This is a genomic window from Streptomyces smyrnaeus, assembly GCF_017676345.1.
Lineage (GTDB): Bacteria > Actinomycetota > Actinomycetes > Streptomycetales > Streptomycetaceae > Streptomyces > Streptomyces smyrnaeus.
In genome coordinates, this window is sequence record NZ_JAFFZM010000034.1 from 48,135 (window position 1) to 59,295 (window position 11,161).

Consider the following 11,161-nt stretch of genomic DNA (forward strand, 5'->3'; position numbering starts at 1 on the left):
CACAGGTGGGTTGGCGCGAATTCTCTTCATTCCCCACTCCCGGCCTCCGTTTTCCCGCGGACCCGCCGCGCTGCCCCCGACGCACACGTGCGCACCCGCCTCACTGCGCCCTCCCGGCGCACCCGACCCGTACGCACCTGCCCGCTATGCACCCGCGCGCTGCCCTGCCCTCACGGCGGGCCCGAGCCGTTGAGCCACCAGGCGCCGTAACCGGCCGACACCACCGCCAGCGTGCACAGCGCCGCCGCCGCGCGTGCCGGCGTCCACCGCGCCAGCCCGGCCGCCGCCGGAAGCAGCAGCGGAAAGGCGGGCAGCAGCAGTCGCGGCTTGGAGCCGAAGTACCCCTTGGCGCACAGCGCGAGCCCCACCACCACGCCCGCGTACACCAGCAGTGCCGGGGGCTGCCGCTGCCGTACGCACAGCACGTACAGCCAGATCACCAGCGCGACGCCGGCGAGCAGCCCGAGGCCGCCGACGACCGACCCCCTCAGGTGTTCCCCGATGAACCCGGCGAACGCCAGACCACCGTCGAAGCCGTTGCCCCACTGGCCTTGAATGTCCAGATATCCAGTGACACTTCCGGTGCGGAAGCCCACCCACCCGACGTACCCGAACCACCCCGCGGGCGCCAGCAGCAGCCCCAGCGCCATCCGCGCACCGGGTCCGCGCCGCTCCCGCCGCAGCTCCAGCAGGGCCGCGATCCACACCGCTGCCACCACCGCGGCCCCCACCGGGCGCGTCAGCCCGGCCAGCGCCGCCAGGGTGCCCGCCCACACCCAGCGGCCGGTCAGCACCGACCACAGCGCCCACGCGGCCAACGCGGTGAACAGCGACTCGCTGTAGGCCATCGACTGCACCACACCGACCGGGACCGCCGCCCACAGCACCGCCAGACACAGGCCCGCGCGGTGCCCGTGCAGCCGGGCGCCGGTCAGATAGAGCGCCCAGGCCGCCGCCAGCGAGGAGAGCCAGCTCACCACCATCCCGGCGTCCGGTGCGGCGAGCGGCGAGATCTCGGCCAGTCCCCGCTCCAGCGCCGGCAGCAGCGGGAAGAACGCCAGATCGGAGTGGACCCCGCCGTCCGGCAGCCGCACCCGGTAGCCGTACCAGCCCTCGGCGACCCGGGTGTACCACAGGGAGTCCCAGCGGGCCGTGAGCAGCGTGTGGGCGCTCGTACCGCGGGCGGCGCTCCAGATCGCCAGTACGGCCAGCCCCAGCGCGCGCACCCCCGCGTACGCCAGCAGCGCGGCGGCGGGCCGGCGCCAGGCCTTCGTACGGTCGGCGGCGGCGGGCCCGGTCGGCGTCGAGGGCGTGCCGGGATCGGCGAGGTCAGTCATTCGGACGATTATTGGCCACCGTGCGGGAGCACCGGGCAGCGGGACGGGAACCGCCGCTTGTGCGCCCCCTGCCGGAAAAGCGCTGGAAAATCGCGGTCATGGAGAGCCGTGCCTCGGGCAGATGCACCGGCGGTGGTCCATCGGTTGAATGGGGGAGCGCTAGACGCCCGCGCCGGTTCGCGTACGCTAACCGGCACTCGCCCCTCTTCACCGGGGCCGGACGCCGACGCCGAACGGGCCGCGCGGGCAGGTGTCGCGACCCGGGCAACCGTCCCCACCCCCACGGTCCGCCCCGCGGGTGCGAGAGCAACAGGAGGTGCGTACATGTCCGGGACGACCACGGCCATATCGCGGAAGGCGGCGGACGTCCCCGAGAACGGAGCGGGAGCCTTGCGGCCCGGCCGGGAAGTGAACCGGTGGGTCGTCCTGGTCGTGCTGTGCGCCAGCCTGCTCCTGGTGGCCGTCGACGCCACGGTGCTGCACGTCGCGGTGCCCGCCGTCTCCGAGGATCTGCGGCCCGGCTCGATCGAGCTGCTGTGGATCGTGGACACCTACCCGCTGGTGTGTGCCTCGCTGCTCATCCTCTTCGGCACACTCGGCGACAAGATCGGCACCCGCCGGGTGCTGCTGTTCGGCTACGGGCTGTTCGCCGCCGCCTCCGCCGTCGCCGCGTACGCGGACACCCCGGCCGTGCTGATCGCCGCCCGGGGACTGCTCGGTGTCGGCGGCGCCATGATCATGCCCGCGACGCTCTCCATCCTCCGCCAGGTCTTCCCCGACCGGCGGGAACGCGCCCTGGCCGTCGGCATCTGGAGCGCCGTCGCCGCGGTGGGCGCGGCCGTCGGGCCGCTGGTGGGAGGAGCGCTGCTGGAGCACTTCTGGTGGGGCTCGGTCTTTTTGATCAACATCCCGCTGATGGCCGCCGGTCTCCCGGTGGGGCGGTGGCTGCTGCCGGAGTCCGCCACCGGCAGCGAAGGCCCCTGGGACGTGCTGGGCGCCGTGATGGGGGCGCTCGGCCTCTTCGGGGTGATACTCGGCGTCAAACAGGCGGGCGGCGGCGAGGTGCTCACTCCGCTGTGCTGGCTCCCGCTGCTGGCCGGTGCCGTACTGATCACGCTGTTCGTCCGCCGCCAGCGCCGCCGCCCCCACCCGCTGATCGACTTCGGCACTCTCACCCGCGCCGCCTTCGGCACCTCGGTGGGCTGCATCGTGCTGACCGTGCTGGCGCTGGTCGGGCTCGCGCTGATCGCGGCCCAGTACCTCCAGCTCGTCCTCGGCCTCTCCCCGCTGGAGACCGGGCTGCGGCTGCTGCCGCTCTCCCTCGCCGCCATCGCCGCCGGGCTGCTGGGCTCCCGGCTGCTGGCGCTGCTGGGGCCGCGCACCATGGTCGCCCTCGGCTTCGTCGTCACGGCCGTCGCGGTGCTGTGCCTGACCGGCGTGGACCAGCACGACAGGCCGGGCCTGCTGATCGGCTGTTTCGTGCTGCTGGGCTTCGGCCTGGAGACGACCCTGTTCGGCTGCTACGAGTCGATGCTGAGCGAGGCGCCGGCCGGCCGGTCCGGCGGTGCGGCTGCCGTCGGCGAGACCGCCTACCAGCTCGGCGCCGGTATCGGCATCGCCCTGCTGGGCAGCGTGATGAACGCCGCCTACGGGCCGGGCGTGCGCGACGCCGCACAGCGACTGGGCCTGCCCGGCGGTGCCGGCGCCGACGCCAGCCACTCGCTGGGGGAGGCGTACGAGGTCGCCGGCCACCTCGGTGCCGGACCGGGAGAGGCACTGCGGTCGGCCGCACGCTCCTCCTTCGTCACCGGGCTGCATGTGACGCTGCTGGTCAGCGCCTGTCTGCTGCTGCTCGGCGCTCTGGCGGCGCTGCGGCTGCCACGCCGGATGGAAACCAGTGCCGGCGGCGCCGGGTGCGAAGCCGCGGAGCGCGAAGCGGCGGAGCGCGAAGCCGCCCGCGGCGCCCGGCGGGGCTCCTCCTGGGAACGGGACGACACCCCCGAGGAGCAGCAGCAACGCTCCGGGCACCCCTTGTCGCGGGGCGTTACCCAGTCGTAGCGTCAGCTCGGTAGCCGCGATCGTCCTCCTGTGAAAGGCGCCACCATGAGCTCGCTGCCCGCGTTCGACGCGCACGATCCGCTGGGGATCGACGACCTGCTCAGCGACGAGGACCGCGCCGTACGCGACACCGTGCGCTCCTGGGTCGGCGATCGCGTACTGCCACAGGTCGCCGACTGGTACGAGCGCGGCGAGCTGCCCGGCATCCGTGAACTGGCCCGCGGACTCGGCTCCCTCGGCGCCCTGGGGATGTCGCTGACCGGCTACGGCTGCGCGGGCGCCAGTGCCGTCCAGTACGGCCTGGCCTGCCTGGAGCTGGAGGCCGCCGACTCGGGCATCCGCTCCCTGGTCTCCGTCCAGGGCTCGCTGGCGATGTACGCCATCCACCGGTTCGGCAGCGAGGAGCACAAGCAGCGCTGGCTGCCGTCGATGGCCGCCGGCGAGGTGATCGGCTGCTTCGGGCTGACCGAGCCCGACCACGGCTCCGACCCCGGCGGCATGCGGACCTTCGCCAAGCGCGACGGCTCGGACTGGGTGCTCACCGGCCGCAAGATGTGGATCACCAACGGCTCGGTGGCCGGGGTCGCCGTGGTCTGGGCCCGTACCGACGAGGGCATCCGCGGATTCGTCGTGCCCACCGACGCCCCGGGGTTCTCGGCACCCGAGATCAAGCACAAGTTGTCGCTGCGTGCCTCGGTCACCAGCGAACTGGTGCTGGACGAGGTGCGGCTGCCCGCGGACGCGGTGCTGCCCGGCGCCGAAGGGCTGCGTGGACCGCTCAGCTGTCTGAGCCACGCCCGGTACGGGATCGTGTGGGGCTCGATGGGAGCGGCGCGGTCCTGCTTCGAGGCGGCGCTGGCCTATGCGAAGCAGCGGGAGCAGTTCGGCAAGCCGCTGGCCGCCTTCCAGCTCACCCAGGCGAAGCTGGCCGACATGGCGGTCGAACTGCACAAGGGGGTACTGCTCGCGCACCATCTGGGGACGCGGATGGACGCGGGACGGCTGCGGCCCGAGCAGATCAGCTTCGGAAAGCTGAACAACACCCGGGAAGCCATCCGGATCTGCCGCGCCGCACGGACCGTGCTGGGGGCGAACGGGATCTCGCTGGAGTACCCCGTGATGCGGCACAGCACGAACCTGGAGTCGGTGCTGACGTACGAGGGGACCGTGGAGATGCACCAGTTGGTGCTGGGCAAGGCGTTGACGGGGTTCGACGCGTTTCGAGGCTAGGGCCGCCGGCCCCGGAGGGGCTGCCTACGGCGCAGCCCCTCCGGCGGTCAGCTCTGGTTGAAGAAGCCGCCCGGGTCGCGGCGGTCCTCGTTGGTGACGACGCTGTAGTCGGGCGGCGTCAACAGGAAGACACGGTTGGCGACCCGCTCGATGGAGCCGCGCAGTCCGAAGGTCAGCCCCGCCGCGAAGTCGACGACCCGCTTGGCGTCAGCGGGCTCCATCGCGGTGAGGTTGACGATGACCGGGACCCCCTCCCGGAAGAGTTCCCCGATACCGCGGGCGTCCCGGAAGCAGTCCGGACTGACCGTCGCGATCTTGGTGCCCTGGTCCTGCGCCGTCTCGGCCGTGACGCGCACTCTGGGGTCGGTGACCCACGGCTCGCGTGCGGCGTCCGCGGGCTCCGGACCCTCCGCGGGGCCGTCCGCCCCGTCGGCATAGTCGTAGTACCGCATCTCGCTGTCGTCGACGAGGCCCAGCCAGGCACTCGCCTTGCGCACCGATCCCATGGACGCCTCCTCTCCTTGCGCGGTGTCCCACCGTTCTCAGCGCTCCGCCGCGGGTCCGCAACCCCTATGGTCGTCCATGATGCTGATGATGCGCCAAGCGGTTACCCGTCCGGCACGGCATTCGTGACGGTTCTGGTGCACAACGGGTGGCGCTCGATCAAGGTTGTTGTACCGAGCGGCAGGTGACGGGGGGCAGGATGTTCCGCCTTGTCCCGTTCCGGCCGGACGAGTGGCCGCTGATGCCATCCGAGTGAGCGACTGCCCTGTCGTGCTCCCAGGTTGACCAGGGGCTGGCCAGGGATAGGCCAGAATCGTCTCCTCCCCCACTCCTTCCGGTGCCAAACGGCGTGGACGGCACGCGAACTGGACTCAGGGAGTCCGAAAGATGCCCTTGCGGGGCCGGAAAACCGCTGCGAATACTCCATGCAGCGTTTGTCAGGAGCACGCTTGGTTTCCCTGATCGGGAGGAAAAGTGAGGATCAAACGCACAAAAGCCAACGCAGGCTTGGCACGCCGCAGACGCAACGGGATGATCGCCGTCGCGTCGGGCATGGCAGCGGCAGGGGCGCTCATCGCGCCCGCCACGGCCTCCGCGGAAGCTCCGTCCCCCCACACCTTCACCGCGAGTCAGCTCAGCTCGGCAAGTGACGCCGTGCTGGACGCCGATGTCGCGGGCACGGCGTGGCACGTCGACAAGGAGAGCAACAAACTCGTCGTCGCGGTCGACAGCCGCGTCTCAGGTGCCGAGATCGCGCGCATCCAGCGCACCGCGGGCAAGAACGCGGGCGCCCTGGAGATCGAGCGCGTCAAGGGCACGTTCAAGAAGTACCTGTCGGGCGGGGACGCCATCTACAACGGGTCCGCCCGCTGCTCGGCAGGCTTCAACGTCCGCAGCGGCAGCACCTACTACCTGCTGACCGCCGGGCACTGCACCGATCTCGGCGGCAACTGGTACACCAACTCCAGCCGCACCACCCTGATCGGCCCCACCGCCGGATCGAGCTTCCCCGGCAACGACTACGGGATCGTGCGCTACAGCAACTCGTCCGTCTCGCACCCCGGGACCGTCGGCAACCAGGACATCACCAGCGCCGGCACGCCCTCCGTCGGTCAGACGGTGACCCGGCGCGGCAGCACCACCGGCACCCACAGCGGTCAGGTGACCGGGCTCAACGCCACGGTCAACTACGGCGGCGGTGACGTGGTCTACGGGATGATCCGCACCAGTGTGTGCGCGGAACCCGGCGACAGCGGCGGCCCCCTCTACCGGGGCAGCACCGCGCTCGGTCTGACCTCCGGCGGCAGTGGCAACTGCCGTACCGGCGGGACGACCTTCTTCCAGCCGGTGACCGAAGCACTCAGCGCATACGGTGTGAACGTCTACTGACGTATCGCCACCGGTACACGCACTGACACAGCTCGGCCTTGTGCCCGTGCACGCCCCCTGGGTGCGTGCACGGGCACTTCCGTGTGCGGCGGTTTTGTGTGCGGCGCTTCGGTGCGCGCCTTTGGTGTGCGGCGCCCTCGCGTGGGTGAGCGCGTCTTTGTGTGCCGGTGCGCGGGTGTGTTCGCACGGGCGGGATCGAGGCGTCGTGCACGCGGGCGCGGCCGGCTTCGGGGTGCTTCGATCCGGTGCCGGATTCCGGCCGCCGGGGGGACGAGTATCGGACAGGTCCATGCCTTACCTCGTGAACACGCGGCATCGCCCCGCGTGTTCGTTCTACCGGACGTCAGGGGCAGAAAGGGACGTTCGGCACCTTGACAGGCGGACCGAACTTCCGGTCGGCTGACGTGATCTGAACCTTGTGCGGGGATCGGGGGATCGCAATACTCGGCCCACAAGTTGGCATGGACGCGACTTCCTCTTGGGTAAGAGGGTCGTGTTCATACATCCTCCGGGACCGCCCACGCCTCGGGCGGGCCCAACCCCCCACTGGAGGTATCACGTTGTCCAACCACCGACGCGTACCCAAGCGGCGGATGCTGCTCGCCGGCGCGGGCGCCGCGGCCCTCGCGGCCGGCGCGCTCACGGTCACGACCGCGAACGCCGCACCCGAAGCCCCCACGGCCAAGACCTTCTCCTCCGCCTCGGCGGCCGAACTGGCCTCGAAGCTCACCTCGGACATCAAGGGTGACGCGGGCTCCTACTACGACGCCAAGGCCGAGCAACTGGTCGTCAACGTCACCGATGACGCGGCCAAGGAGAAGGTCGAGGCGGCGGGCGCCAAGGCCCGGGTCGTCGAGCACACCCTCTCCCAGCTCACGTCCGCCAAGGACGCCCTCACCCGCAACGACGTCACGGGCACGGCCCGCGCCGTCGATGTCAAGAGCAACAAGGTCGTCGTCACCGCCGACAGCACGGTCAAGGGCGCCGAGCTCGCCGAGCTGAAGAAGCAGATCAAGGCCCAGGACGGCAAGGCCGAACTGAAGCGCACCAACGGCAAGTTCACCACCAAGATCGCCGGTGGCGACGCCATCTGGGGCGGCAACGGCCGCTGCTCGCTCGGCTTCAACGTCACCACGGCGGACGGCAAGCCCGGCTTCCTGACCGCGGGCCACTGCACCACGGCCATCTCCTCCTGGTCCGACAGCCAGGGCGGCCAGCCCATCGCCGAGAGCGGCGACGGCAAGTTCCCGGGCGCCGACTACGGCATCGCCACTTACACCGGTGACACCGACCACCCGAGCGAGGTCAACCTCTACGACGGCGGCACCCAGGCCATCTCCGGCGCCGGTGAGGCACAGGTCGGCCAGAAGGTCACCCGCAGCGGCAGCACCACCCAGGTGCACGACGGCACGGTCAAGGCGCTGGACGCCTCCGTCTCCTACCCGGAGGGCACCGTCGACGGACTGATCCAGACCGACGTGTGCGCCGAGCCCGGCGACAGCGGCGGCTCGCTCTTCGCGGGCGACAAGGCACTGGGTCTGACCTCCGGCGGCAGCGGTGACTGCTCCTCCGGCGGCGAGACCTACTTCCAGCCGGTGCCCGCCGCGCTCGACGCGCTGGGCGCCAAGATCGGCTGACCCCCACCGGCTGATCCAGCACCCGGTCACCACACGGGATCCTGGCGAGCCCCTGTCGCGGAGGGGCTCGACACCCCCCACAGCGGAACCCCCCGGACCAGGTCCGGGGGGTTCCGTGCTTCCGCGCGGCTGCCGTGCCGCGTACTCGCCTGCCGCCTGCCGGACGTCAGCTCAGCTCGGCCGCGACCAGCTCCGCGATCTGAACGGCGTTGAGCGCGGCGCCCTTGCGCAGATTGTCGTTGGACAAGAAGAGCGACAGACCGTGCTCGACCGTCTCGTCGGCGCGGATCCGGCCCACATAGCTGACGTCCTTGCCCGCCGCCTGCAGCGGAGTGGGGATCGGCGACAGCTCCACGCCCGGCGCGCCGGCCAGCAGCTCGGCGGCGCGCTCGGGGCTGAGGGGGCGCGCGAAGCGGGCGTTGACCTGGAGCGAGTGGCCGGTGAAGACGGGGACCCGCACACAGGTGCCGGAGACCTTCAGCTCGGGGATGTCCAGGATCTTGCGGCTCTCGTTGCGGAGCTTGTGCTCCTCGTCCGTCTCCGCCAGACCGTCGTCGACGATCGAGCCGGCCAGCGGCAGCACGTTGAAGGCGATCGGACGCTTGAACTTGTCCGGCTCGGGGAAGTCCACCGCCTCACCGTCGAAGGTCAGCTGCGCGGCGTCGTTCTCCACCGCCTTGCGGGCCTGGCTCTCCAGCTCGGCGACGCCCGCCAGACCGCTGCCGGAGACCGCCTGATAGGTGGCGACGACCAGCGCGGTCAGCTCCGCCTCCGCGTGCAGCGGACGCAGCACCGGCATCGCGGCCATGGTGGTGCAGTTCGGGTTGGCGATGATGCCCTTGGGCCGGCGCCGGGCCGCTTCCGGGTTCACCTCGGAGACGACCAGCGGTACCTCGGGGTCCATCCGCCAGGCCGAGGAGTTGTCGATGACGACCGGGCCCTGCGCCGCGACCTTCTCGGCGATGGCCTTCGAGGTGGCGCCGCCCGCCGAGAACAGGACGATGTCCAGCCCGGCGTAGTCGGCCGCGGCCGCGTCCTCGACGGTCACTTCGCCGTCCTTCCAGGGCAGCGTCCGGCCCGCGGAGCGTGCGGAGGCGAACAGCCGCAGTTCGTCGACCGGGAAATCACGCTCGGCCAGAATCTCGCGCATCACTGTGCCGACCTGACCGGTGGCTCCGACAATCCCGACCTTCATGGGGCTCCTTCTGCCTTTCGCTGGGCGCGCGGCTCGACGGGGCGGCTCCGCCGCTGCGGAGGACCTGCGCCCTTCGCCGCGCTGATGTCGTGCGTGCCCCTACCCTGCACGGTGCGGGGTACGGGGTGCCAGCACTTTGATTTGGGTCACAGCCCCCCGGCACCGGGGAGCGGCTGTGCGCGGGGCGTGCGCACTCCCGCGGTCAGCTCCCGTAGACAGCGTACGGCGAGTGCGGCGGGACCCCGCTCGGGATCATCGGGCTCGGCTTCCGTGGCCGCCCAGGCCTCCATCGCGATCCGCATGGCGGCGTTGGCGGCAGCCGCCGCCAACCGCAGCTCCAGCGGGTCGGTGCCCTCGCGCGCGAGCCCGGTCAGCACCGGCACCAGCGCCTCCTCCGTCTCCGCGTGCACCCGCAGCCACACCGAGTGCAGCGCCGGCTCGCCGGGGACGGCACGCAGCAGACCGCGGGTGCTCTCCAGCGCCTCGGTCCGGATGTCCGCGTACGGCCCGTCCGGGGTGAGCGCTGCCCGGACGGCGTGCTCCAGCGCCTGCGTCACGGACAGCTCGGCGGGCGCGGCGGCCAGATCGGCCAGCCACTGGCGTACCCCGCCGGTCAGCAGCGGAGCGACCGCCTCCTCCTTGGTGCGGAAGTAGCGGTAGAAGGTGCGCAGCGAGACGCCCGCCGCCCGTGCGATGTCCTCCGCTGTGACGCCCGCCGCGCCGTGCTCGGAGAACAGCTCGGCGGCGTGCCGGGCGATCTCCCGCTCGGTCTCCGCCTTGCGGCGCTCGGTGAGGGAGGGGCGCGGGACGGTCTCTTCGGGGTGGGAGCTCATGGGCGGCAAGCGTAGGTCACTACGGCGGGGTACGCCTGCCTGGCACGTTGTGCCAGGCAGGCGTACCGTGACGGAGGAGCCCGCCGAAGGCTCCGTCAACGGAAGCCGAAGGCTTCCGGCAACAGAACAGGAGCAGCAATGAATCGCTTCACCGGCAGAAAGGTCCTGGTCACCGGCGCGGGCTCCGGGATCGGCCAGGCCACCGCCCTGCGGATACTCGCCGAGGGCGGCAGCGTCGTCGCGGCGGACATCGCCGAGGCCGGACTGGACAAGACCCGCGCCCTGGCCGCCGAGCACGGCACGGCGGCGGCCGGACTCGACCTGACCACCGTCGACATCTCCGACGAGGACTCCGTACGCGAACACATCGGCGCCGCCATCGAGCGGCTCGGCGGGCTGGACGTACTCGTCAACGCCGCGGGCATCCTCGACTCCCGGCACACCGAGACGATGACCCTCGACTTCTGGAACCGGATCATCGGTGTCAACCTCACCGGAACCTTCCTGGTGACCCGGCAGGCGCTGCCCGCGCTGCTGGCCACGGGGGAGGGGGTCGTCGTCAATTTCAGCTCGACCTCGGCGAGTTTCGCGCACCCCTATATGGCCGCGTACGCCGCGACCAAGGGCGGTATCCAGTCCTTCACGCACGCCATCGCGGCCGAGTACAGCAAGCGCGGGTTGCGGGCCGTGTGCGTGGCGCCCGGCTCCATCGACTCCGGTATGACCCGTGCCCCCGGGCTGCCCGAGGACGCCGACTACGGGCTGCTCGCGAAGTTGTCTCCCGCCCTCGGGGAGGGCTTCGCCGGTCCGGAGACCGTTGCCGGTGCCATTGCCATGCTGGCCTCCAGTGATGGGGCCTTCATCACTGGTACCGAGCTCCGCATCGACGGCGGCACCCACATGTAAAACCCGCCGCCAATGCTTGAGGGGGCCCGCCTGGGCCCCTCTCCGTTGTTGGGGGCTCCGCCCCCAAGCCCC

Annotated in this window: 9 protein-coding genes; 5 read left to right on the forward strand and 4 right to left on the reverse strand. The window is 71.4% G+C overall.

The genetic code is table 11. The features are described from left to right. Positions 1-170: 170 nt before the first annotated feature. The gene (locus JW613_RS33340; protein ID WP_209214597.1) at positions 171-1,337 is read right to left on the reverse strand and encodes a glycosyltransferase family 39 protein; all 1,167 of its coding nucleotides are present in this window, start codon (positions 1,335-1,337) and stop codon (positions 171-173) included. Between the two features lie 324 nt (positions 1,338-1,661). Between JW613_RS33340 and JW613_RS33345 the strand changes: the two genes are divergently transcribed. Continuing rightward, on the forward strand, positions 1,662-3,395 hold the full coding sequence (locus JW613_RS33345) for an MFS transporter (RefSeq protein ID WP_209214598.1): 1,734 nt from the start codon (positions 1,662-1,664) through the stop codon (positions 3,393-3,395). A 45-nt stretch (positions 3,396-3,440) separates the two neighbouring features. Continuing rightward, positions 3,441-4,625: an acyl-CoA dehydrogenase family protein gene (locus tag JW613_RS33350; protein ID WP_209214599.1), complete on the forward strand. Its 1,185-nt coding sequence runs from the start codon at positions 3,441-3,443 to the stop codon at positions 4,623-4,625. A 47-nt stretch (positions 4,626-4,672) separates the two neighbouring features. On the opposite strand, the gene JW613_RS33355 is transcribed toward JW613_RS33350, so the two are convergent. Next, the gene (locus tag JW613_RS33355; RefSeq protein WP_209214600.1) at positions 4,673-5,131 is read right to left on the reverse strand and encodes a cell division protein SepF; all 459 of its coding nucleotides are present in this window, start codon (positions 5,129-5,131) and stop codon (positions 4,673-4,675) included. 472 nt (positions 5,132-5,603) lie between these two features. Between JW613_RS33355 and JW613_RS33360 the strand changes: the two genes are divergently transcribed. Together JW613_RS33360 and JW613_RS33365 are read left to right on the forward strand one after the other, a co-directional pair. Beyond that, positions 5,604-6,518, forward strand: a complete 915-nt coding sequence (locus tag JW613_RS33360) for a S1 family peptidase (protein ID WP_099879216.1) — start codon at positions 5,604-5,606, stop codon at positions 6,516-6,518. A 593-nt stretch (positions 6,519-7,111) separates the two neighbouring features. Next, complete coding sequence (locus JW613_RS33365) at positions 7,112-8,155, forward strand: S1 family peptidase (protein ID WP_209214636.1); 1,044 nt, start codon at positions 7,112-7,114, stop codon at positions 8,153-8,155. Positions 8,156-8,321: 166 nt separating this feature from the next. Here JW613_RS33365 and JW613_RS33370 read toward each other — a convergent pair whose 3' ends face one another. After that, the gene (locus tag JW613_RS33370; protein ID WP_209214606.1) at positions 8,322-9,350 is read right to left on the reverse strand and encodes an aspartate-semialdehyde dehydrogenase; all 1,029 of its coding nucleotides are present in this window, start codon (positions 9,348-9,350) and stop codon (positions 8,322-8,324) included. 146 nt (positions 9,351-9,496) lie between these two features. Then, entirely contained in the window at positions 9,497-10,183 is a 687-nt protein-coding gene (locus JW613_RS33375) for a TetR family transcriptional regulator (RefSeq protein WP_099879212.1), read from the reverse strand. Between the two features lie 138 nt (positions 10,184-10,321). On the opposite strand from JW613_RS33375, the gene JW613_RS33380 reads away from it, so the two are divergent. Next, positions 10,322-11,089, forward strand: coding sequence for an SDR family NAD(P)-dependent oxidoreductase (locus JW613_RS33380; protein ID WP_209214608.1), 768 nt, complete (start codon positions 10,322-10,324; stop codon positions 11,087-11,089). The last annotated feature ends 72 nt before the right edge of the window (positions 11,090-11,161 follow it).